This is a genomic window from Streptosporangium sp. NPDC006007, from assembly GCF_040614315.1.
Classification (GTDB): Bacteria; Actinomycetota; Actinomycetes; order Streptosporangiales; family Streptosporangiaceae; genus Streptosporangium.
The window spans coordinates 185,714-208,382 of the sequence record NZ_JBEXUG010000004.1; the positions used below are offsets into that span (position 1 = coordinate 185,714).

Below are 22,669 nucleotides of genomic sequence, written 5' to 3' on the forward strand. Positions count from 1 at the left end.
AATCCTCCTTCCGGTCCGCCTCAGCGTCCGCAGCCTTATCGGCATCGGGCCGAGCTCACGTGAGTGCCTCCAATGCGTTCCTGAGCCGGACGAGCAGGTTCACGTCGGTGGGGTCTCCCGTCGCCGGGGGAAGCCAGGGGGGTGTCTCGGCGGCGCCGGTCCAGCCCTCCCCCCAGCCGGCCCCGTTCCCCCATCCCGGCTCGTCCGCTCCGTCCGGCACGGCGTCTCGCCTCCTGGCGGTGCAGGCGGTGCGTCTGGGCAGTCCGTCCGCCGACGCGCCGGGCAGTACGGCGGCCACCGCGGCGAGGGCGGCACCGGGTTCGGCGGCGGGCCCGGTGACGGGTGCGGCGGGAAGCTCGCCCCTGGGCAGGCGGAGCAGCCCGGCCGCGGCCAGCTGCCGTACGGCCAGCAGCACCGAGTAGGCCGGTCGGCCGAGCCTGTGGGCCAGGTCGGCGGGGGTCGCCGTGGCATCGGCTCCCACCACCACCTCCCACTGCAGTGAGGTCAGCACCACCCCATGGGCCGGGACGCGTCGTACGGGAACGACCGGAAGCGCGTCCAACTCGCTGGACGGCCAGACCTGGTTCAACTGCGCTCTCCTTCGCTTGCACTCCCGGAACAGTCCGGTCACGTCGAAGTGCCACTGGGCGCCGAGCCAGTGCCGCTCTCCCAGCTGGAAGGCGGACCGGCACGCCGTGGCGTCGGACAGGAAGTACGCGGCGTCGAGCACCGCGCCCAGTACGCACAGCTCCAGCTCGCCCCTGGTGAGCACGCCCTGGCGGATCAGCCGCAGGCCGCCGGGGCGGTCGTCGGTGGCGGCCCGCACGGCCTGGCGTACGGCATGGGCGGAGACCCGGCCTGAGGAGGTCAGCAGGTCCTCCAGCGGCGGGGCGGCCGGGCTCTCGGCGTAGGTCACGCACCCGTCCGTGAGATAGAACGTTCCTGTCCCGTCCAGGCGGAGTGCGCCGGTGACGTGATCGCCCGCGAGCCCGCTGAGTACGTTCTCCACAGTCGGCACGGTTTCACGTTGTTATCAGTCGGCCGGAAAGGGCCTGAAGGTGGTGACGTGCCAGGGCCAGGTTGGCGCGTTGGGAATCGAGCCGCAGGTAAATCACCAGCGGACCGTCAAATACCGTTTCGAGTGGCTTTAATAAATGGTGTCCGTCGTCGGTGGTGATGATGACATCGCGGATCCGGACGGTCCCGCCGGACGAGGCCGAGGCGAGTCCGTCCACGGTCGCCCTGAGGGTCTCGCTCAGCCCCGCGGCGGATCGTTCCACGTCGACGCGGCTGCTCCCGCCACGGGTCGCCACCGCCGTCCCACTGGTCTGATCGATCAGGATCACGTCCAGCGCGCCGGGGATAGCCATGACCTCAGCCAGGCAGTCTTCGATTCCGAGCACGGGCTCTCCCTCGCCAGCGACTTCACAGCGTCGCTCGGTTAGCGTAGGGATACCACTTTGAATCCGGGAGTGTTAGACAAAAGTGAGATATGTAGGGGGAGAGGATCCGTTGCCTGGGTAGAAGATTACCCCTCCCGAGTGGGAGGTCTCTTCTTAGGCTTAGGTGATTAATGCATTTTCGTCCCGCCGAAAAGCGGTGACATGCTTCACGGGTGACCCCACGGAGGCGGCCGGCTCAGTTCTCGCGGCGGGGGAGGCGGGGAGGGGTCAGGGCTCGCAGCGCCACCGCGGAGAGCTCTTCGGCGGTGAGCACCCGGGGTTCGGTGACGGCCCTGGCCCGTACGTAGACCTCGCAGAGCCACTCCAGCAGCCGGGTCGCCTCGAAGGCCGCGGGCAGGTCGTCGCCGACGGTGATCCCGCCGTGGCTGGCCAGCAGCGCCGCCCGCCGGTCCTGGATCGCGGCGCCGACGTTGGCGGCCAGCTCCGGGGTGCCGTAGGTGGCGTAGCCGGCGACCCGGACGGTCCCGCCGAGCAGCAGTGTGTTGTAGTGGATCGCCGGTAGCTCGGTCATGGTGGTGGCGACCACCGTGGCGAAGGTGGAATGGGTGTGCACCACGGCGCGGGCGCCGGTCGCCGCGTAGACCGCCAGGTGCATGGGGGTCTCGGAGGACGGCCGCAGCTCCCCGTCGACCAGGTGTCCCTCGACGTCGATCACCGGGCAGGACTCCGGTTCCAGGTGGTCGAGGGCGATCCCGCCGGGGGTTACCGCGACCAGTTCGCCGACCCGGACGCTCAGATTTCCCGACGTCCCGATGACCAGACCGGCTTCGGCGGCCCTGCGGCCGTACTCACACAGCAGCCGACGCTGCTCCGCCAGCAACATGTCCTAAAAGTAGGGGCTTGCGGTGATGTGCGGCAAACGACCATTATCTGGTCTAGACCGGCCGGCGGCCATGGGTCGCCGGGAATCGTGGATTCATTACTGTCTGACGATTTGAGAGTCAATGGTTTCGGGTGAATCACTGGACATTGAGGGTTGCCCTGTCGGAGGAGCGCGCTCCTGGGCGCCCGGGATCCGGACGTGTCGCGGAGATGTCACGGCTTGGTCTAGACCGGCTTGGATCTCTTGACGGTGGACGTCGCGGATATGTGGGTTCGGGCACGAGTTCAGGAACTTTCCTTACTGATTTCCGATTCGGAAGGGGCGCGATGTCCAGCTCGGCTGGTACACCCGGAGACGTCACCCGGCGGCAGCTGTTCCGCCGGATCGGCCTGACCGCCCTGGCGGCGGCCCCCGCCACCGGGCTGCTCGGCGCGTGCGCCACCCCCGGGTCCGTCCCGACGGCCACCTCCCCCGGTGGCCCGGTCTCCGCGGCCAACCCGTTCGGCGTCGGTGCCGCGGCCCCGCTCGAAGTGGTCATCTTCAAGGGCGGTCTCGGCGACGGCTACGCCACCGAGGTCCACGAGCCGCTCTACAGGAAGGCGTTCCCCAAGGCCACGGTCGAGCACATCGCCACCCAGCGGATCGCGCAGACCCTGCAGCCGCGCTTCGCCGGCGGCGACGTGCCGGACGTGATCGCCAACTCGGGCGCCGACCTCATGGACGGCGGAGCCCTGCAGCAGGAGGGGCGGCTCCTGGACCTCACCGAGCTCTGGGACGCCCCCGCCATCGACGATCCGAGGCGGAAGGTGCGCGACATGGTCGCCCCGGGCACCGTCGAGTCGGGCCTCATCGCCCAGCGGCCGTACCTGATGAACTACGTCTTCTCCGCCTACGGCCTCTGGTACGACTCCGTGCTGTTCGACAAGCACGGCTGGAGCCCGCCGGAGTCCTTCGAGGAGTTCAGGGCGTTCTGCGAGAAGGCCGAGGCCGTCGGCGTCACCCCGTTCGCCTACGCGGGCAGGAACGCCGCCTACTACGCCTACTGGATGATCCTCATCTCCGCGGCGAAGATCGAGGGCAACCAGTTCCTGATCGACCTCGACAACCTCGTCGACGGAGTCTGGAGGCGCGACTCGGTCAGGCAGGCCGCCACGGCCTGGGCCCAGATCGGCACGTACATGGACGAGGCGTTCGAGGGCCTGAGCCACACCGAGGTGCAGACCCAGCAGAACCAGGGCAAGGTCGCCCTCTATCCGTCCGGCTCCTGGCTGGAGAACGAGCAGAAGAGCCAGACCCCCAAGGACTTCAGGTACGCCCTGGCGCCCACCCCCAGTGTCACCGCGGCGGACCAGATGCCGTTCGAGGCCATCAGGGCCGTGGCCGGTGAGGCGTACCTCGTCCCGGCCAAGGCCAAGAACCCCGAGGGCGGCCTGGAGTATCTGCGCATCATGCTCTCCAGGGAGGGCGCGCGGGGCTTCACCGAGAAGTCCGGCAGCCTCACCGTGGTGACCGGCGCCGCCGACGGCCTGCGCCTGTCACCGGGCAACGCCAGCCTCAGCGCCGCGCAGAACGCCGCCGGCGAGAACCTCGTCACCTTCAGCAGTTTCGAGAACTGGTACAGGGAACTGGAGACCGAGCTCCGCAGGCAGACGAACGCGCTGATGTTCGGCCGCGTCTCGGCCGACGAGTTCTGCGACGCCATGCAGAAGGCCGCCGACAAGACCATGGCGGACTCCGCCGTCACCAAGCAGAACCGGACGGTGTAGGCCCCGATGCGGTACGGCGGGCACCGGTTCGTCGTTGGGGGCGGCGCGCCGGGGCGCGGCCGGGCCTGGCGGTCCGGCGGCGGACGTGATCTCCTGGGCCGATGGACCTGCTTGACGACTCCGCGGTGGAACAGAGGCTGGCCGCCGTCCCCGGATGGCGGCGTGAGGGCGACGAGATCCGCCGGACCATCCAAGCCGCCGACTTCCCCACCGCGATCCGCATCGTCGACGAGGTGGCGGTCGAGGCCGAGAGGCTCAACCACCACCCCGACATCGACATCCGCTGGCGCACCCTGCACCTGACCCTGTCCACCCACGACGCCGGCGGCCTGACCGAGCTGGACTTCACCCTCGCCGCCCGCATCGACGAGATCGCCGCCTCGCACGGCTGAGGCCCGGTCCCGGCCATGGCCCCGGTCCCGGCGTGGCGGAGCGGGGCCGTGACGGATCCGCTCCGCCGCGCCGGAGAGCGGGCGCCGGAAAGGGCACGGGAAGAGCACGGGAAGAGCACGGCCCGCGCCACCCGGAGGTGACGCGGGCCGTGTGTCCCGGTCGGGCGGGCCGTCGTGTTCAGGTCACGCCGGCCGCGCCCGGGGTCAGGAGGCCGGTCCGACCTGGACGGTCGCGCGGGCGCCGTCGTTCAGGACCGTGATGCGGGTGTTGGTGTCGGGCACCTTGACCCCGAGATCGGGGTTGGCGGCCGACCAGTAGACCCCGCTGTGGTCGTCGAAGGAGCGGACGCCGGGCTGGGAGCGGATGACCTTGGCCACGCCGTTCTTGTGAAGCTCGACCCGATCGCTGCTCGCCCTGCTGAAGGGGGCGTCGAACACCTGTGACCTGCCGTTGAGCAGTGTGAGGTCGGTCCAGGTCAGCGGGGTCGGGCGGGCGTCGACGGGCAGGATCATGCCCTCACCCGGGTGGTCCCTGGTGGTGTTGTCGGTGCGGTAGGTGTCCCAGAGCCAGACCAGCACGCCCTCCTGGTAGGGGTAGTGCTCGACGAGGTCGGCCTTGGCGGGGTCGCTGCGCCAGCCGAAGTTGTAGGGACCGGTCTTCAGGTAGGCGTTGTAGCCGGCGTACCGGCGGTTCTCCACCAGGTAGGCGCGGGAGTGGCTCTTCACGCCGACCTTGCCGATCCGGCTGAAGCCCACGGCGGTCCAGCCGTTGTCGCCGCTCTCCACGTCGTCCTGGACGACGCCGCCGAACGCGTCCACCAGGAAGCCGTTCTCCGAGGTGTTCGTGTCGGTCGAGTAGCGGAACCGGAAGTCGATCTTCTTGCCCGCGTAGGCGGTCAGGGGGAGAACGAGATCGTTCCAACCGCTGGTGCCGGTGATGCCGGTGGTGAACGGCGTGCCGCCCACGGTGCCGGGCACGGCCTGCCAGGTCTTGCCCCCGTCGATCGAGGCCTCGGGGTAGAGGAAGTCGTAGCCGTCCTCGATCTGGTACCAGACCTTGGCGGTCAGCTCGGCGGTGGTCAGCCCGGTGAGGTCGATCTGCCGGGTGAGCGTCTCGTTGAGATAGTCGCCCCTGCCGCTCCACCACTGGTAGGAGCCCTGCGCCGGGTCCACCAGCTCGGTGGAGACCACCCGCTTGGGCAGGTCGACGAGGACCGCCTGGGGATCCTTGGTGTTGTAGGAGCTGACGCCCAGGGTGTGCTTCGACGCCGTGGCGGCGCCGGCCCGCTCGTAGTTCAGCCACCCGAGCTGGAGCTTGCTCCAGGCGTCCAGGTCGCCGGCGTACTCACCGGTCGGGCCGTTCTTCGAGCCGAGGTAGGACCCCGACGACATCAGCGACCAGTAGCCGACCGCGTTGTCGCCCGCCGAGGCGTACAGGTCGGGCAGGCCCAGGTCGTGGCCGAACTCGTGAGCGGTCAGGCCGACGCCGCTGTTCTCGCCCGCGGTCAGGTAGTCGCCGACCCAGATGCCGGTGTCGCCGATCTGGGTGCCGCCCTGCTTGTTGCCCGAGGGGCCCGCGGTGCCGCGCTGGTTCCAGTAGGCGAAGTAGCGGTGCGCCCACACGGCGTCGGCGCCCTGCGCGCCGCCGCCCCAGGTCTCGTCGATTCCGGCGTGCACGACCTGGTAGTGGTCGAGGTAGCCGTCGGGCTCGTTGAAGTCGCCGTCGTTGTCGTAGTCGTAGCGGTCCCAGACGTCGAAGGTCTGTAGCTGCGCCTTCACGTCCTGGGCCGAGCGGCCACGGGCCAGCTCACCGGTGTACCAGGTGTTCACCGAGTCGCGGACCAGGTCCCAGTTGTTGTGGCAGATGCCGCTCTCGGCGCACCGGTCGCTGCCGTAGCGGGCCTCGTTGAACGGCACGCGCACCCAGTCGGAGACGTAGCCGTCCATGTCGTAACGGCCGGAGGACTGCACCTGGTAGAAGTTGCGCAGCGAGTTCGCGCCGGAGCGGTCGTCGAAGTACATGCCCTGGTAGGAGGACCGGCTGAAGTCGGGCTTCCAGAGGGTGTGGTTGTCCTTGCGCTTGTCCGGCTTGGGGATCTGGTTGTGCCGGGGGCCGGGCGTGCCGCCGTACTTGACCTGACCGTTGATCATGGTCTCGTTGTCGACCTGGTCGCCGAACTCGGCGAGCACGACAAAGATCCGGTCTTTGCGTTCCTGGTCCAGCTCGACGTACTTGCGGCCGACGCGGACGCTCTTGCCCGCCGCGGAGCGCAGGTTCTGGCCGCCGGAGGTGATCGACTCGACGGCCTTCTTGCGCAGCGACTGCTGCTCCTGCTGGAGCGGGCTGAGCTGGTTGTCGTGCCGGTCGGCTGGTTTGGCGGTGTTCGCCGGCGCCGGGCGTGGATCGGCCGGGTCGGCGGAGGCGAGGCCGGGTACGGCCAGCGCCGCGGCCAGTCCGGCCGCTAGTAACACGGAGATTCTTCGCACTGGGGAGAAGTCCTTTCGGGGGTCCGCCCGGGCGTGGAGGCACGCCGGAGTGGAGGATCTTCAATGCGAAGTAATATGTCACATGTGATCTATTGGAACTAGGCCCCAATTTATGGAATACGGGACATCATGCGCTCCATGCCGTTGACCCAGTTGTTGCGGAGAGCGGCTATGGCGCCCTTCTGGTCCCCGGCGAGCAGGCGCTCGGCGATCCGGCAGTGCTCCTCGGCGGCACGTTCCATCGGGGTGCTCCCGCCGGCCACCAGGTGGGAGTAGCGGCGCATCCCGGCCTTGACACTGGTGATCAGGTCGAGCAGCCGCTCGTTCAGGCAGCCGCCGACCAGCAGGTCGTGCCACTCGTCGTCGTGCCGCTCGATGTCCTGCTGCTCGGCGATGTTGTCGGAGAAATCCTGGGCGAGCCGGAGCAGTCTGGGCGCGATCTTCTCCAGGTAGACGGGGTCGGAGGTCTCCAGGGCCAGCGCCTCCAGCGCCGCCACGATGGCGCAGATCTCGCGAAACTCCTTCCGGCTCACCGGTGCGAACCGGAAGCCCCTGCCCTGGTTGCTCTCCAGCACGCCCTCGCCCGCGAGCGTTATCAGGGCCTCGCGCAGGGGGGTGCGGCTGACGCCCAGTTCCGCGGCCAGGGACGCCTCGTTGATGTCCGTCCCCGCAGCGAAGTCGCCTCGGTCGAGCCGGAGCATGAGCTCCTCGCGGATCTGCTCGCGGAGAGGGCGCCGCTCGATCGCCATGGCACTCCTTGTGTTGATCTTGTACGAAATCGCACCACTTGACGCGATGCAAAATATTGTACTATGAATTCTGCATACAAAATATTACAGGTCGTAGATCGGAGTTATGGGTGGGTCTGACCAGAGTTCCCGGCCTCCTGTTCGGCGGTGACTATAACCCCGAGCAGTGGCCGGAGCATGTCTGGGACGAAGACGTCCGGCTGATGGCCGAGGCCGGGGTGAACATGGCGACCGTCGCCGTCTTCTCCTGGTCCCGCCTCGAACCCCGGCCCGGGGAGTACGACTTCGGCTGGCTGGACCGGATCATGGACCTCCTCCACGAGCACGGTGTCGCCGCCGACCTGGCCACCGCCACCGCCACCCCGCCGCCCTGGCTGGTCCGGGAGCACCCCGACGTGCTGCCGGTGGACGCGGCCGGGACACGCCTGGACTTCGGCTCCCGGCAGAGCTACTGCCCCAGCTCCCCGGTCTTCCGCGCCGCCACGGTACGGCTGGCGCGCGTCATGGCGATGCGCTACCGAGACCACCCGGCACTGGCCATGTGGCACGTCGGCAACGAGTACGCCGACCACACGGTCGAGTGCTTCTGCGAGGAGTCGGCCAGGCACTTCCGCACCTGGCTACGGGCCCGCCACGGGTCGATCGACGGCCTGAACACCGCCTGGGGCACCTCCTGCTGGGGGCAGCACTACACCGCGTTCGACCAGGTCAACCCGCCCCGCAAGGCGCCGGGTCCGGTCAACCCCGCGCAGGTCCTCGACTGGCGCCGCTTCTGCTCCGACGCGCTGCTTGAGTGCTTCGAGCTGGAGAAGGCCGTGCTCGGCGAGGTCACCCCGGACGTCCCGGTGACCACCAACTTCATGAGCATCCTGCACGGCCTGGACTACTGGAAGTGGGCCGAGGCCGAGGACGTCGTCAGCGACGACGCCTACCCCGACCCCGCCGACCCCGCCTCGCACGTGGCCGTCGCGCTCAGCTACGACCTGATGCGCTCGCTGAAGCGGCAGCCGTGGATCCTGCTGGAGCAGGCCGCGAGCGCGGTGAGCTGGCGCGAGGTCAACGCGCCCAAGCCGCCGGGCCTGATGCGCCTGCACAGCCTGCAGGCCCTCGCCCACGGGGCGGACGGCGCGATGTTCTTCCAGTGGCGGCAGGCGAGGTACGGCCCGGAGAAGTTCCACTCCGCGCTGCTGCCGCACGGCGGAACCGCCACGCGCGGCTGGCGGGACACCCTCAGGCTCGGCGCCGACCTCCGGCGGCTCGCCGAGATCGCCGGGTCGCGGACGGACGCCGAGGTGGCGCTGGTCCTCGACTGGGAGAGCTGGTGGGGGCTGGAGGCCCCCGAGTCGATGCCCTCCAACCGGCTCAAGCTCAAGGAGCTCCTGCAGGCGTGGTACGGACCGCTGCACGCCCGCGGCTTCGCGGTGGACCTCGTCCCACCGGGCCGGGACCTGTCCGGCTACCGCGTGGTGATCGCCCCCAACCTCTACATGTGCACCGAGGAGCAGGCCGGGTGGCTGGCCGCCTTCGGAGGGCACCTCGTCGTCGGCCCGTTCAGCGGTGTCGTGGACCCGGACGACCAGGTCCACGACGGCGGCGCCCCCGGCCCCCTGCGCCCCCTCCTCGGCCTGACCGTGGACGAGTTCTGGCCGCTGCCCGACGGCCGCGTCCAGCGGGTACGGCTCGCCCCCGCGACCCCGGAGGGCGAGCCGCGGGCCGTACCGGCGCGGACCTGGGCCGAGTGGCTCAGGGTCGCCGACGCCGAGGTGCTCGCCCGCTACGAGGGCGGGGACCTGGACGGCCAGGCCGCGATCACCCGGCGCGGGAACGCGACCTACCTCGGCTGCCTGCTCGACGACGTCACCCCGGTGCTCTTCGAGGTCCTGGCCGCCGCGGGCGTCGAGCCGGTGGCCGACGTGCCGCACGGTGTCGAGGCCACCCGCCGGGGCGGCTACCTCTTCCTGCTCAACCACCAGACCTCCGCCGCCGTGGTCGATCTCCGGGAGCCGGGTGTCGACCTGCTCACCGGACGCGACCTGAGCGGCCGGATCGAGATCCCGGCCCGCGACGCCGTGGTGCTCCGCACCGCCCCCCGGCAGACCGGCGCCGGCCCCCGGACCGGCACCGCCCCCGACGCCGGGACCGCCCCCCAGACCGGCACCGCCGCCCCCCGGCCGCTCGGCCCCGGCCCCGAGACCGAAACCGGCCCCCGCCCCACCGGTCCCGGGGCCGGGCCGAGCGGCGCCGGCGCCGTCCCCCATGCCCCCGTCGACGCCGGTGCCGGCCCCCTCACCGGCACCGGCGTCCAGTCAACCGAAGGAGAACGGTGACACATCCCTACATCCCCAACGCCGAGCCGGGCGTAAGGGCCGAGATGCTCGCCGCAATCGGCGCCGCGAGCGTCGAGGACTTCTACGCGGACATCCCGGCCGGCCTCCGCCTCGACCGGCCCCTGAACCTGCCCGAGCCGATGGCCTCGGAGCAGGAACTGGTCACGCACATGCGGCGGCTGCTGGCTCGCAACACCGACACGACCGAGGCCCTCAGCTTCCTCGGCCACGGCTGCTACCCCCACCACGTGCCGGCCGTCTGCGACGAGGTCAACGGCCGGAGCGAGTTCCTCACCGCCTACGCGGGCGAGCCGTACGAGGACCACGGCCGTTTCCAGGCGACGTTCGAGTATCTCAGCATGATGGCCGAACTCCTGGAGCTGGACGTCGTCAACGTCCCCACCTACGACGGCTACCAGGCCGCGGGGACCGCCCTGCGGATGGCCGCCCGCTACACCGGCAGGTCCAAGGTGCTCGTCAGCGGCGCCGTCGCCGCGGACAAGATGAGCAAGATCCACGACTTCCTCACCCCCGACATCGAGATCGTCGTCGCCCCGGTCGGACCGGCGGGCGAGATCGGCGAGGTGCGGATCGACGAGACCTTCGCCGCGATCTACCTGGAGACCCCGAACGTCTACGGCGTCGTGGAGACCAGGGGCCGCGAGCTCGCCGACCTGGCACACGCCGCCGGCGCGCTGCTGGTCGTCTCCACCGACCCGATCTCGCTGGGCGTGCTCGCCCCGCCCGCCTCCTACGGCGCCGACATCGCCTGCGGTGACATCCAGTCGCTCGGCATGCACCAGAGCTACGGCGGCGGCCAGGCCGGATACATCGCCACCCGCGACGAGGAGCGCCTGGTCGCCGAGTTCCCCTCGCGGATCTTCGGCATCGCGCCCACCAAGGTCCCCGGCGAGTACGGCTTCGGCGACGTCTTCTACGACCGGACCTCCTTCGCCATCCGCGAGGAGGGCAAGGAATGGGTGGGGACCGCGGCCGCCCTGTGGGGCATCACGGCGGGGGTCTACCTCGCGCTGATGGGCCCCGAGGGCATGCGTGAGATCGGTGAGACGATCCTGGCCCGCACCCGCTACGCGATGAACCGGCTGTCGGAGGCCGGGGCCCGGGTGCTGCACGGCGACGCCATCCACTTCCGCGAGTTCGCGATCGAGGTGCCCTCGGCGGACGCGCTCCTGGCCGCGCTCCGTGAGCGCGGCATCTTCGGCGGTGTCCGGCTGGACGACCGCACGCTGCTGGTCTGCGTGACCGAGCGGCACTCCAGGGACGACATCGACAGGCTGGCGGCAGCCGTACAGGGGGAGCTCGCATGAGTGGGCACGCAGGAGAGCCGTTCGCCGAGCTGCCGGTCGCACCCAAACCGGGGCTGCGCCGGTTCCACCAGGCTCGCTGGGACGAGCCGATCATCTTCGAGCAGTCGCGGCCGGGGCGCCGGGGCATCGCCGTACCGGCCGCCGGTGTGCCGGCCGTGGAGCTCCCCGACTCGGTGCGGCGCGTCACGCCGCCGAAGCTGCCCGAGATGTCGCAGCTGCACGTGCTGCGGCACTACGTCCGGCTGTCGCAGGAGAACCTCGGCGTCGACCAGGCCATCGCGGTCGGTCAGGGCACCTGCACCATGAAGTACAGCCCCAAGGTCAACGACCGCTTCGTCAGCGACCCCAAGGTGGCCGAGCTCCATCCGCTCCAGCCCGACGACACCGTCCAGGGCGTTCTGGAGATCTACTGGCGGCTGGAGAGGATGCTCAGCGAGATCTCCGGCATGCACCGGGTCTCGCTCCAGCCCGGCTCGGGGTCGGCCGCGATCTACGCCAACGTCTCGATGATCCGCGCCTACCACGCCTCGCGCGGCGAGGGGGAGCAGCGCGACCAGATCATCACCACCATGTTCTCCCACCCGTCCAACGCGGCCTGCGCCAAGACCGCCGGGTACGAGATCATCACGCTGATGCCGGACGCGGACGGCTACCCGGACATCGAGGCCCTGCGCGCCGCCGTCGGCCCCCGCACCGCGGCCCTGCTGATCACCAACCCCGAGGACACGGGCATCTTCAACCCGCGCATCGCGGAGTTCGTGGACATCGTCCACCGGGCCGGCGGCCTGGCCTGCTACGACCAGGCCAACGCCAACGGGCTGCTGGGCATCACCCGCGCCGCCGACGCCGGATTCGACCTGTGCCACTTCAACCTGCACAAGACCTTCTCCACCCCGCACGCGTGCGGCGGCCCGGCGGCCGGCGCGTGCGGCGTCTCCGAGGCGCTCGTGCCGTTCCTGCCCGGCCCGACCGTGGAGTTCGACGGGGAGCGCTACCGGCTCGACGCCGACCACCCGAGGTCGGTCGGCAAGATCCGCCCGTTCCTCGGCGTCACCCCGAACGTGGTCCGAGCCTACGCCTGGGCCATGGCGCTGGGCGCCGAGGGCCTGCGCGAGGTCGCCGAGATCGCGGTGCTCAACAACAACTACCTGTTGCACAAGATCCTGCAGATCCCCGGCGCCTCGGCCCCCTGGGACCGGCGCCGCGTGGAACAGGTCCGCTACTCCTGGCAGGAGCTGTTCGAGGAGACGGGCGTGCACTCGGAGGAGATCGGCGTCCGCGCCGCCGACTTCGGCGTGCACTACTGGACCAGCCACCACCCCTTCGTGGTCCCCGAGCCCTTCACCCTGGAGCCGACGGAGTCCTACTCCCAGGAGGACCTCGACGAGTACGCCGCGATCCTCTCCAACGTCGCCGACGAGGCCCGTCGCGACCCCGAGTTCGTCAAGGGAGCCCCGTACAACCAGACCGTCCACAAGATCGACCAGACGTCGCTGGACGACCCCAAGCAGTGGTCGCCCACCTGGCGTGCCTACACCCGGAAGCATCTGACATGATCTCCGACCGGCCGGTGGCCTCCACCACGCCCCGGACCGCCGCGCAGCCGGCGGTCCCCGCCACGCGCAGGGCCGTCTCGCACGAGCCCGCGTCCCCGGGGAACGGAACCTTCACGGTCGGGTTGATCGTCAACCCGGTCGCGGGGGTGGGAGGCCCGGCCGGGCTCAAGGGCAGCGACGGCGCCGACGTCCAGCGGGAGGCACTGGCCAGGGGGGCCTCCCGGAGGGCGGCCGACCGCGCGGCCCAAGCCGTACGGGCCCTGCTGGCCCGGCGGCCCGGCACCAGGATCGTCACCGTCGCCGGGACGATGGGCGAGGACAGCGTGCGGGCCGCCGGAGGCGTCCCCGAGCTGCTGCGGCTCGTCCCCGGCGACCCGTCGTCCTCGCGGGACACCACGGCCGCCGTCGAGGCGATGAAGGACGTCGACCTGCTGCTGTTCGCCGGGGGGGACGGTACGGCCAGGGACGTGCTCGACGGCTCGCCGTCCTGTCCGGTGCTCGGCATCCCCGCGGGGGTGAAGGTCTACTCCGGCTGCTTCGCGGTCAGCCCCGTCACGGCGGGGGTCATGGCCGCCGAGTTCGTCCCCGGCGCCCGGGAGGCCGGGCAATCCGGGGGCGCCGGGGACGCCGGGGGCACGATCGAGGCGGAGGTGGTGGACCTCGACGAGCGGGTCTACCGGAGAGGCGGGGTGAGTCCCCGGCTGTACGGAACGCTCCAGGTGCCCGCGGTCAAGGCGCGCCTGTCGGGCCGCAAGGTCGGCTCCTCGGCGGCGGCCCCCGGGTCGGCCGAGGGCATCGCCTGGGAGGTCGTGGCCCGGATGCGGCCCGGCGCCCGCTACATCCTCGGCCCCGGCGCCACCACCATGGCCCTCGGCCGGCTGCTCGGCCTGCCCACCACGTTGCTGGGGGTGGACGTGGTCCAGGACGGCGAGCTGGTCGCCGCGGACGTGGCCGAGCAGGAGCTGCTGGACCTCGTCGAAGGACGGGAGAGCTACGCCGTCCTGTCGGTGATCGGGGGGCAGGGGTTCGTGCTCGGGCGGGGCAACCAGCAGATCAGCCCGGCCGTACTAAAAAAGATCATGACCTCCGGAGGGCTGGTCGTCCTGGCCACCCAGCAGAAGCTCGCCGATCTCGGTGGGCGTCCGCTGCTGGCCGACACCGGAGACCCGGAGGCGGACGCCCTCGTCGAGGGCCACTTCCGTGTCATCACCGGATATCGCGAGAGCGCGATGTACCGGATCCGTTCCGCTATGGAGGAGTGCCCGGCATGACCACCCTGACTCAGGCCCTGAACGGCAAGGTCGCCATCGTCACCGGCGGCGCGTCCGGCATCGGCCGGGCCACCGCGCTGCTCTTCGCCCGCCAGGGCGCGGCCGTGGTGGTCGCCGACATCGACGGCTCCGGCGCCGCCAAGGTCGTGAAGGAGATCGAGACCGAGGGCGGCAGGGCGGTGGCGGCCGAGACGGACGTGGCCTCCGAGTCCGACTGCGAACGGGCCGTACGGACCGCGGTGGAGACCTTCGGGGGCCTGCACGTGCTGTTCAACAACGCCGGGATCATCCGCCGCACCACCGCCCTGGACCTCTCGGCCGACGAGTGGGACCGGGTCATGGCGGTCAACGTCCGCTCGGTCTTCCTGATGTGCAAGCACGCGATCCCCGCCATGACCGAGGGCGGCGCGATCGTGAACACCGGCTCCGGCTGGGGGCTCAAGGGCGGCGGCAACGCCATCTCCTACTGCGCCTCCAAGGCGGCCGTGGTCAACATGACCCGGGCGCTGGCCATCGACCACGCCAAGGCCGGAATCCGCGTCAACTCCGTCAACCCCGGCGACACCGACACCCCCATGCTCCGCGACGAGGCCCGCCAGCTGTCGGAGGACTGGACGGCCTTCGCCGCCGACGCCGCCGACCGCCCGATGGGCCGCTCCGGCACCCCCGACGAGATCGCCCAGGCCGTTCTCTTCCTGGCAAGTGACGCCGCCAGTTACGTCACCGGAGCGGCCCTGGTCGTCGACGGCGGCGGACTCGCGTAACCCACCCCCGTAATAAGAATCCCCCAGGAGGCACACCGTGTCTTTTTCCGTTTCCAAAAAAGTCCTGGCCGCGGCGGCCCTCGCCCTGGCCGCCGTCGCCACCGCCGCCTGTAGCGGCGGTGGCGACGGCGGTGGCGCGTCCACCGGCGGCGCGTCCGCGGGCGGAAAAGTCACCATCAGGTGGTCCACCTGGGGTTCGGCCGACGACGTCAAGCTCTACAAGGGCTTCAACGACGACTTCATGAAGCGCCACCCGAACATCGTGCTGAAGCTGGAGTCGGTCCCCAAGTACGAGGACTACCACCCCAAGCTTCTGACCCAGCTCACCTCCAAGACCGCGCCCGACGTCTTCTTCGTCGGAGACGACCACGTCGGCAAGTTCGTCGCGGCCGGGGTGCTCGCCCCGCTCAACGACAAGCTCTCCGGCGCCGACAGCAAGAGCAGGCCCGAGGACTTCTTCGACGGCGTGTACGGCGGTGCCAAGAAGGACGGCCAGATCTACGGTGTGCCCAACGACACCAACCCCGAGGTGCTCTGGTACGGCAAGAAGGCACTCAAGGACGCCGGGATCACCGAGGACCCGGCCGAGCTGAACGCGGCCGGCACCTGGACCATGGCCAAGTACCTGGAGATGAACGCCAAGCTCAAGGCCGCGGGCAAGGCCGGCTCCCTCTTCTGGAACTGGTACGGCTCGACCTACAGCGTCATCGGCGGCTTCGGCGGCAAGGTCTGGGACGGCGGCAGGTTCGTCGCCACGACCGACCCCAAGTCCCGCAAGGCCCTGGAGACCCTGGCCAAGGGATACGCGGACAAGACCTTCCTCTCCGTCGACGTGCTGCCCGCGGGCAACGGCGCCGAGACCCGGTTCCTCAAGGGCGACGCGGGCTTCTACGCCGGCGGCCGCTGGGTGATCGACGCGCTGAGGAAGGGCGGTGACCTGGCCAACTACGACATCGTGCCGTTCCCGTCGGAGACCGGCCAGCCGATGTCGGGCGCGGTCGCGGCCTCCTACCTCGCGCTGAACAAGGACTCCGGGAACGCCAAGGAGGCGTTCACCTTCCTGACCGAGTTCGTCAGCAAGGAGGGGCAGCTCCTGCGGCTCAAGGGCGGCGGCGCGGTTCCCTCGATCAAGGGCGCCGAGCAGGTCGTGCTGGACGACAACTACCCGGCGCACGCCCAGACGTTCCTCGACGTCCGGAACACCGGCTTCGCCAACTACCCCGACGAGGTCGCCGTTCCCGGCCTCACCAAGGAGATCAACGACCACCTGCTGAAGATCTGGACCGGGAAGATCCCGTTCGAGCGGGGCATGACCGAACTCCAGTCCCTCGTCGACGGCAAGATCGGATAGGGGGCGTGGGCGCAGTCACCGGGACGCGCCCCACCCCGAAGACCCGGGCCGCACGCGCGACGGCGCGCGTGCGGCACCGGGACGGCTGGTGGGCCGCGTTCTTCCTCGCCCCGCAGGTACTCGGCCTGCTCGCGTTCCTGGTCTTCCCGCTCGGGTTCGCGATCGTGCTCGCGTTCATGAAGTGGGACGGGCTGGGGGAGAAGTCCTGGGTCGGCTTCGACAACTTCGCGGCCCAGCTCGCCGACCCCGAGTTCGGCACCGCCGTCTGGAACACCGTCAAGCTCGCCTTCATGACGGTCCCCGTGGGCCTGGCGCTCGCGCTGCTCGTCGCGGTCGCGCTGAACCACGTCAGGGGCAAGACCTTCTACCGGGTCGTCTACTTCCTGCCGGTGATCACCAGCTCGGTCGCGGTGGCCGTGATGTGGCAGGTCATCCTCTCCAGCGGCGACTACGGCGTCCTGAACACCACCGTGCGCGGCTGGTTCGGCGTCACACTGCCCGACTGGCTCGACGACCCGGCCTGGGTGATGGTGGCCATCGCGGTGGTGACGATCTGGTCCTCGCTCGGCCTCAACGTCGTGATCTTCCTGGCCGGGCTGCAGACCATCCCGCCGTCGCTGGTGGAGGCCGCCCGCATCGACGGCGCCGGCCCGGTCCGCGTCTTCCGCTCGGTGACGCTGCCGATGATCTCGCCGACCCTCTTCTTCTCCACCGTGGTCGCGGTGATCAGCTCGTTCCAGGCCTTCGACCAGATCTACGTGCTGGTCAACCCGGCCCACAACGACGGTGCCCGCACGATCGTCTACCAGGTTTACGACCTGGGCTTCGTGGACTTCGAGTTCGGCATGAGCAGCGCCGCCTCGCTGATCCTGCTGGCGCTGACCCTGCTCGTCACCCTCGTCCAGTTCGGGGCGCAGCGGCGCTTCGTGCACTACGACTCCTAAGGGGACCGTCGATGGCTGCTACCTCCGGCATCCCCGTCTCCCGCCGCCTGGGACAGGTCGGCCTGCACGCCGCGCTCATCGCCGGCGGCCTGGCGATGCTCTTCCCGTTCGCCTGGATGCTGCTCACCTCGTTCAAGAGCGTTCACCAGATGCTCAACGCGCCGCTCGACTGGCTGCCCGACCCCTGGCGGGCGCAGAACTACCCGGACGCGTTCGGCATGCTGCCCTTCGCCCAGGCGTACTGGAACAGCTTCTACATCGCGGTCCTCAACGTGGTGCTCACCCTGGTCACCTCAGCGATGGCCGCCTACGCCTTCGCCAGGATCCGCTTCCGCGGCTCCGGCCTGCTCTTCGGCCTCTTCCTGGCCACCCAGATGGTGCCGGTGCAGACGACCGTCGTCCCGCTCTACCTGATGCTGGCCCAGCTGGGCTGGATCGACTCGCACCTGGCGCTGATCGTGCCCGGCTACGTGAACCCCTTCGCGGTCTTCCTGCTGCGCCAGTTCATCAGGGCGGTCCCGATCGAGCTGGAGGAGGCCGCCCGCATAGACGGCGCCAGCCGCTGGACGATCTTCTGGCGGATCGTGCTGCCCAACATCAGGCCCGGTATGGGCGCGCTCGGCATCATCGTCTTCCTGGCCAGCTGGAACAGCTTCTTCTTCCCGCTGATCTTCCTGAACTCGCCGGAGCTGGCGACCGTGCCGCTGCTGGTCAGCCAGTTCGCCGGGCAGCACGGCGCCGTCGACTACGGCCTGACCCTCGCCGCCTCGGCCATCTCGGTCATCCCGATGATGATCGCCTTCCTGATCGGCCAGCGGCGCATCCTCAACAGCATGGCCATGTCCGGCCTGGGAGGACGCTGACCATGCTCGACCTTCGCGACCTGCGGACGTGCCCCTTCACCGACCGGGGCTCCCGGCTGCTGGTGATGGCCGCCGACGACGGCTCGCTCTGGATCGCCCGCGCCGAGTACGAGACCCGGCTGTCGGACGCCGTCGTGCTGACCGGGCTCCGGCTCTTCTCCGGGGACACCGAGCTGCCCGTACGGCACGCGCGCGCCGACCGGGTCTCCTTCGAGGGCGGCGTGGACCTGGTCTTCGCCGACGCCGGGACGCTGGTGCTGACCGGTTCGGGGGCGCGCGCGGTCTGGGACGGCGGCTCGGCGGAGGTCGAGGGCGCGTCCGTGCTGGTGGGGGAGGAGCGCCGTTACGACGGCCCTGAGCTGCTGGCGGCGGCCGAACGCCGGTGGCGGGGGTGGTTCGGCCGGATGCCGGCCGTACCGGAGGGGCTGCGGGAGCGGGCCGAGCAGGCGTGGTGGACGCTCGGCGTGAACCTGCTGCCCATCGCGTTCGCGGGGGGCCGCGAGGGCGTCGTCCCCTCCAAAATCGGATATGTCGGCGTATGGAACTGGGACGCGTACTTCCACGCCATCGCCCTGCGGCACGCCGACCCCGAACTGGCCCGCGACCAGATCCGCATCCTGCTGGACCACCAGCGCCCCGACGGCCTCATCCCCGACGTGGTCCACGACCTGGGGGTGCTCGCCGAGACCACCGACCTGCCCCGCTCCGACCAGGTCCGCCTGGCCCAGCACGTCGGCCAGGCCGCCGCCGCGGCCCCCGGCTCCGGGCAGGGACAGGGGCAGGAGCCGGGGCAGGGGCAGGCCGAGCCCGCGGGCCCCGTCGGCGGCGTGGTCCCGGTGACCAAGCCCCCGCTCACCGCCTGGGCCGTCTGGAAGATCCACGAAGCCGCCCCCGACCTGAACTTCCTCGCCGAGGTCTACGAGCCGATCACCCGCTCTCAGGAGTGGTGGCTGACCGTCTCCGACCCCGACGGGGACGGGCTCGCCGAGTATCTCCACCCCTACTCCTCCGGCCTGGACGACAGCCCGATCTGGGACCACGGCCCCAGGGCCGAGCCCCCGGACCTCAACTCCTACCTCGCCCTCCAGGCCGACCGCCTCGGCGACATCGCCGAGGCGCTGGGCCGTACCGGCGAGGCGGAGGCCTGGCGCGAGCGGGCGGCCCGGCAGACCGCGCTGCTGGTGACCCGGCGCTGGAACGGCCGGCGGTTCGTGACCCTGTCGAAATCCCTCCCCCCGGCGGAGGGCGGGCGGCCCCCGGCCGGGACCGAGGTGGCGACCCGGACCCCGCTGGAGTTGATGCCGCTGCTCACCGGGCGTCTGCCCGGGGAGGTCGCCTGGCGGCTGGTGGCCGACCTCCTCTCGGAGAGCTTCTGGAGCGGGCATCCGGTGCCCACGGTGGCCTTCGACGATGCGGCCTTCGATCCGGAGGCGATGTGGCGCGGGCCGGTCTGGCTCAACGTCAACTATCTGCTGATCGAGGGGCTGAACCGCTCGGGCTTCACCGAGGTGGCCGACGAGCTGACCGGGCGGACCCTGGACATGGTGAACGCCGGTGGCGGCCTGTACGAGTACTGGAATCCGCTCACCGGCGCCCGTGCGAGCCGGGCCGTCGCCGGCTTCGGCTGGTCGTCGGCCCTCTTCCTGGACCTGGCCACCCGTCAGGCGTGACCGCCCGGCGGGCAGGGCAGACCGCGAGCGGACCGTACGGCGCGGTGGCTCTGGCGTCGCTCATGGATCGCGGGCTCCTTCGCGATCGAGGAACCCCGTATGGCCTGTCCGCCTGCGGGGTTTCGCTTTACACAGGGCTGACGGATGCCATAGTTGAGTCACACAGTGTGCAGGACAGGCCACACAGTGTCGCCGTGAAGTCGGTGCGACGGGTGCGACGGATCGCGAGGACAGACGTGCCTGGACACTCGACATCGAACGCCTCAGTCGAGTGGCGGGAGTTCGGCCGTGCTCTGCGCGCACGAAGGGAACAGCGTGACCTGAGCCTGCGTGACCTCGCCGAGCAGGTCTGCTGGCATTTCTCAGTGATCGGCAAGTGGGAGCAGGGCAAAAACCGCCCATCCTTCGAGGCGGTCATGGCCCTTGACACCAAACTCGGCACCGAGGGTGAATTGGTGTCCCTCGCACTTCGTGCCTCAATGGCCGACACCGACCGGACACGAAGAGGTACGGTCGATGGCAAAACCTCACGCCAAGACGAGGATGATGAGATGGAACGCCGTGTCGCGTTGCAGTTCCTCGCCGCCCTTGGCGCCGGGACGATCGTGCCCGTCAACGTCGTTGACACGATCCTTTCCGGCGTGAATCGCGCGGCCGGTGAGGGAGACGATTTTTGTCTCGACGACTGGGAGGAGGTTGTCTGGGAATATTCCTACCAGCTCAACACCGGCCCATTCGGATCATTGATCCGCGACGTGTCGGCAGACTTGGTTGACATCGGCCGCCTTCTCGACGCGGGTCCATCTGAGTTCGTACGTGTTGGATTGTTCCGCATCAGCGCCCAGCTTTCCTTCCTGCTCGCCGAGGATCTCGCGAATGTCGGGGCGAGGAGCGCGGCTCGCCGGTGTTACCGTGCCGCTCATCGGTCCGCTGACGCCTCTGGCGATCGTGATCTGCGCGTATGGATGCGTGCAAAGGAAGCGCAGCGGGGGTTCTGGCAGGGGCGGCCCGAAGAAGTTGTCCTTCGACTGGCTGACGACGCCGTACGGCTGGCCGGAGACATCCCCAGCTCGGGAACTGCTGCGGCCTACAAGGCGCAGGCGTTCGCTCTGGCGGCACAAGGCGACGCGGACGGTGCCCGAGGCGCGCTGCGGCGCGTCGGCGACGTTTTCGAGCGACTGTCGACCAACGTCACCAACGACCCTCACCTCATGTGGGGCTTTCCGGAAACCGACCTTGTGTTTGGTACAGCATACGTTTCGTCTCTCATCGGAGACAGGCGAGAATCGCAACGGGCAGTGGATCATGCGCTCGCTCTTTATCCACATGAGCGCGTTTACGGCATCGCCAACCTGAGGCTCATCGAGATCATGAACGCCGTCCGACACCGGGACGACGTCTCAGGTGCTCTCGACTACGCTGTCTCGACCGGCCAGAACATCCCCGTTACCGCAGCGCGCCGGCGGATTACCGGTCAGATTGTCGAGGCCCTACCTCAGGAAACCCGCGCCCTTCCCGCTGCCCGCGAACTTCGCTTTTTAACCGCTAGCCTAAGGTCATCCTGAGTAAGGGCTCATCGTGCTCCAGGGGACCTCTCTAAACAAGAGCACGCCTAATATTGGTGACGCAACCAGGCGGTGTGATGATCGCTGGTTGAGCAACTGAAGGAAATCGCGTTCCCCGCCGTACGAAAGCCCAGGTGAACAAGATCGGCCCCGCGAACGCGGGGATGGTCCGACCGATGGTGGGTTACGTGGGGCTATTGGATGACGGCCTTCCACCCGCCCCGTTTCAGGGTGACGCGGCCGTCCGGCCGGACCACCGCCCTGGCTCCACGCACGGGCAGCTCGCCGTGCTCCAGCCAGTGCCGACGGATGTCATCGACGAGGTCCCATAGCCGCCGCTTCCCTCCTTGATGGATGGCCGATCCTCCCTCGGGAAGGGAGGTCGCCCGCGCCCAGGAGCCGTCCTGGTGCCAGAGGTAGGCCGCGCGCTCGCCGCTGTCACCCTCGGTGAAGTCGTGCTGGATGCCAGGCTCGGTGATCTCCAGCATGGCTGCCAGGTCCCACGACTCTGAAGGGAAGACGACCGGATACGGGCTCAGCGCCACAGTCTCTCCCTCCCCGTCGGTTTGGGGCGGCCGATCAGGACGTGGTGGATACCTCCCGGCGCCCGCCCGGGTGGGCATGAACATCGCGCGCTCCCACTCGATGCGCCCCACCGCAACGCCGCGCTCGTTCTTGGTCGCCGTCAAGATCAAGGAGGTTCCGGCGATCACCGTGACCAGCCGTCCGCCCGGCCGCAACGCCTCCAGCCAACTCGGGGGAACGGGCCGGATCCCGACCATGGAAACGATGCGGTCGAAGGAGCCGGGAAGCTTCTTGCGGGCGTCCAGGGGCAGCATCGTCGGGCGGTACCCGATCGCGGCCAGTCGCTCGGCTGCGGCATCCACCAGGTAGGGGTCTACGTCCAGGCTGCTGACGTGGTGGTCGCCGAGCCGGTGGCAGAGCAGCGCGGCCGAGTACCCCGAGCCCGTAGCGACGTCCAGCACGTCGGCGCCCGGGTAGACGTCGCCGTACCCCAGTATGCGGACCACCAGGCTGGGCAGGGTTGATGAGCTGGTTGGCAGCCCCTCGCAGGTCGCTCCCGGCTCGGTGTGGTCGGCATGGTGGCCGTCGACCTGCGTGACCAAGGTCTGGTCGGCGTAGGTCGCGGCCAGCCACGCCTCCTCATCGCGCGGACCAGCCCAGGACATCCACTGCCCGAAGGGCACCCCATCCGGGGTATCCCACCAGGACGGGACGAACCGGTGGCGCGGCACCGACGCGACGGGTTCTCGCCACGACGAGTCCCGCCCCGTCACCGATTCGGCCAATCGGGCGGCGAATGCCTCCCAGTCCATGGGCGTGGCCTCT

At 69.8% G+C, this 22,669-nt stretch carries 18 protein-coding genes; 12 read left to right on the plus strand and 6 right to left on the minus strand.

Annotation, left to right across the window (positions count from 1 at the left end; genetic code table 11):
* Positions 1–55 precede the first annotated feature (55 nt).
* The 3 genes from ABZ194_RS05230 to ABZ194_RS05240 all read right to left on the minus strand — a co-directional run bounded on the left by ABZ194_RS05230 (position 56) and on the right by ABZ194_RS05240 (position 2,286).
* Positions 56–1,018, minus strand: a complete 963-nt coding sequence (locus tag ABZ194_RS05230; RefSeq protein ID WP_355592511.1) for a hypothetical protein — start codon at positions 1,016–1,018, stop codon at positions 56–58.
* A gap of 4 nt (positions 1,019–1,022) precedes the next feature.
* Entirely contained in the window at positions 1,023–1,403 is a 381-nt protein-coding gene (locus tag ABZ194_RS05235; protein ID WP_355592513.1) for a roadblock/LC7 domain-containing protein, read from the minus strand.
* Positions 1,404–1,638: 235 nt separating this feature from the next.
* Complete coding sequence (locus tag ABZ194_RS05240) at positions 1,639–2,286, minus strand: class II aldolase/adducin family protein (RefSeq protein WP_355592515.1); 648 nt, start codon at positions 2,284–2,286, stop codon at positions 1,639–1,641.
* 326 nt (positions 2,287–2,612) lie between these two features.
* Here ABZ194_RS05240 and ngcE point away from each other — a divergent pair, with 326 nt between their 5' ends.
* Together ngcE and ABZ194_RS05250 are read left to right on the plus strand one after the other, a co-directional pair.
* Positions 2,613–4,052 (plus strand): N-acetylglucosamine/diacetylchitobiose ABC transporter substrate-binding protein, encoded by a 1,440-nt coding sequence (gene ngcE, locus ABZ194_RS05245; protein ID WP_355592517.1) that lies wholly within the window; start codon positions 2,613–2,615, stop codon positions 4,050–4,052.
* A gap of 101 nt (positions 4,053–4,153) precedes the next feature.
* Positions 4,154–4,444 carry a 4a-hydroxytetrahydrobiopterin dehydratase gene (locus ABZ194_RS05250; protein WP_355592519.1) on the plus strand — a complete coding sequence of 97 codons (291 nt, stop codon included), beginning with the start codon at positions 4,154–4,156 and terminating at the stop codon, positions 4,442–4,444.
* Between the two features lie 204 nt (positions 4,445–4,648).
* Here the strand turns inward: ABZ194_RS05250 and ABZ194_RS05255 are convergent, their stop codons facing one another.
* Positions 4,649–6,931, minus strand: coding sequence for an immune inhibitor A domain-containing protein (locus tag ABZ194_RS05255; protein WP_355592521.1), 2,283 nt, complete (start codon positions 6,929–6,931; stop codon positions 4,649–4,651).
* A gap of 110 nt (positions 6,932–7,041) precedes the next feature.
* Positions 7,042–7,680 (minus strand): GntR family transcriptional regulator, encoded by a 639-nt coding sequence (locus ABZ194_RS05260; RefSeq protein WP_355592523.1) that lies wholly within the window; start codon positions 7,678–7,680, stop codon positions 7,042–7,044.
* A 110-nt stretch (positions 7,681–7,790) separates the two neighbouring features.
* Here ABZ194_RS05260 and ABZ194_RS05265 point away from each other — a divergent pair, with 110 nt between their 5' ends.
* The 10 genes from ABZ194_RS05265 (at position 7,791) to ABZ194_RS05310 (ending at position 21,319) form a co-directional block, all read left to right on the plus strand.
* On the plus strand, positions 7,791–10,007 hold the full coding sequence (locus ABZ194_RS05265; protein WP_355592525.1) for a beta-galactosidase: 2,217 nt from the start codon (positions 7,791–7,793) through the stop codon (positions 10,005–10,007).
* Positions 10,004–11,335 carry an aminomethyl-transferring glycine dehydrogenase subunit GcvPA gene (gene gcvPA / locus ABZ194_RS05270; RefSeq protein WP_355592527.1) on the plus strand — a complete coding sequence of 444 codons (1,332 nt, stop codon included), beginning with the start codon at positions 10,004–10,006 and terminating at the stop codon, positions 11,333–11,335. The genes ABZ194_RS05265 and gcvPA overlap by 4 nt, the downstream gene beginning before the upstream one ends.
* Complete coding sequence (gene gcvPB, locus ABZ194_RS05275; RefSeq protein WP_355592529.1) at positions 11,332–12,891, plus strand: aminomethyl-transferring glycine dehydrogenase subunit GcvPB; 1,560 nt, start codon at positions 11,332–11,334, stop codon at positions 12,889–12,891. The genes gcvPA and gcvPB overlap by 4 nt, the downstream gene beginning before the upstream one ends.
* A complete protein-coding gene (locus ABZ194_RS05280; protein WP_355592531.1) occupies positions 12,888–14,162 on the plus strand; it encodes an NAD(+)/NADH kinase in 1,275 nt (424 codons plus the stop codon). Before gcvPB ends, ABZ194_RS05280 begins: the two co-directional genes overlap by 4 nt.
* The gene (locus ABZ194_RS05285; RefSeq protein ID WP_355592533.1) at positions 14,159–14,926 is read left to right on the plus strand and encodes an SDR family NAD(P)-dependent oxidoreductase; all 768 of its coding nucleotides are present in this window, start codon (positions 14,159–14,161) and stop codon (positions 14,924–14,926) included. The genes ABZ194_RS05280 and ABZ194_RS05285 overlap by 4 nt, the downstream gene beginning before the upstream one ends.
* Before the next feature lie 37 nt (positions 14,927–14,963).
* Positions 14,964–16,277: a sugar ABC transporter substrate-binding protein gene (locus ABZ194_RS05290; protein ID WP_355592535.1), complete on the plus strand. Its 1,314-nt coding sequence runs from the start codon at positions 14,964–14,966 to the stop codon at positions 16,275–16,277.
* Positions 16,278–16,282: 5 nt separating this feature from the next.
* Complete coding sequence (locus ABZ194_RS05295) at positions 16,283–17,221, plus strand: sugar ABC transporter permease (RefSeq protein WP_355592537.1); 939 nt, start codon at positions 16,283–16,285, stop codon at positions 17,219–17,221.
* Between the two features lie 11 nt (positions 17,222–17,232).
* Complete coding sequence (locus ABZ194_RS05300; protein WP_355592539.1) at positions 17,233–18,084, plus strand: carbohydrate ABC transporter permease; 852 nt, start codon at positions 17,233–17,235, stop codon at positions 18,082–18,084.
* A 2-nt stretch (positions 18,085–18,086) separates the two neighbouring features.
* Positions 18,087–19,754 (plus strand): glycogen debranching protein, encoded by a 1,668-nt coding sequence (locus ABZ194_RS05305; protein ID WP_355592541.1) that lies wholly within the window; start codon positions 18,087–18,089, stop codon positions 19,752–19,754.
* Between the two features lie 194 nt (positions 19,755–19,948).
* Complete coding sequence (locus ABZ194_RS05310; protein ID WP_355592543.1) at positions 19,949–21,319, plus strand: helix-turn-helix domain-containing protein; 1,371 nt, start codon at positions 19,949–19,951, stop codon at positions 21,317–21,319.
* A gap of 194 nt (positions 21,320–21,513) precedes the next feature.
* Here the strand turns inward: ABZ194_RS05310 and ABZ194_RS05315 are convergent, their stop codons facing one another.
* Positions 21,514–22,656, minus strand: a complete 1,143-nt coding sequence (locus tag ABZ194_RS05315; protein ID WP_355592545.1) for a methyltransferase domain-containing protein — start codon at positions 22,654–22,656, stop codon at positions 21,514–21,516.
* Positions 22,657–22,669: the final 13 nt, after the last annotated feature.

What these genes read in the sequence shown, in the direction of transcription:
- ABZ194_RS05280 (WP_355592531.1), top strand. Translation starts at nt 12,888, where the DNA reads ATGATCTCCGACCGGCCGGTGGCCTCCACCACGCCCCGGACCGCCGCG.
- gcvPB (WP_355592529.1), top strand. Translation starts at nt 11,332, where the DNA reads ATGAGTGGGCACGCAGGAGAGCCGTTCGCCGAGCTGCCGGTCGCACCC.
- ABZ194_RS05285 (WP_355592533.1), top strand. Translation starts at nt 14,159, where the DNA reads ATGACCACCCTGACTCAGGCCCTGAACGGCAAGGTCGCCATCGTCACC.
- ABZ194_RS05305 (WP_355592541.1), top strand. Translation starts at nt 18,087, where the DNA reads ATGCTCGACCTTCGCGACCTGCGGACGTGCCCCTTCACCGACCGGGGC.
- ABZ194_RS05260 (WP_355592523.1), bottom strand. Translation starts at nt 7,680, where the DNA reads ATGGCGATCGAGCGGCGCCCTCTCCGCGAGCAGATCCGCGAGGAGCTC.
- ABZ194_RS05315 (WP_355592545.1), bottom strand. Translation starts at nt 22,656, where the DNA reads ATGGACTGGGAGGCATTCGCCGCCCGATTGGCCGAATCGGTGACGGGG.
- ABZ194_RS05300 (WP_355592539.1), top strand. Translation starts at nt 17,233, where the DNA reads ATGGCTGCTACCTCCGGCATCCCCGTCTCCCGCCGCCTGGGACAGGTC.
- ngcE (WP_355592517.1), top strand. Translation starts at nt 2,613, where the DNA reads ATGTCCAGCTCGGCTGGTACACCCGGAGACGTCACCCGGCGGCAGCTG.
- ABZ194_RS05250 (WP_355592519.1), top strand. Translation starts at nt 4,154, where the DNA reads ATGGACCTGCTTGACGACTCCGCGGTGGAACAGAGGCTGGCCGCCGTC.
- ABZ194_RS05240 (WP_355592515.1), bottom strand. Translation starts at nt 2,286, where the DNA reads ATGTTGCTGGCGGAGCAGCGTCGGCTGCTGTGTGAGTACGGCCGCAGG.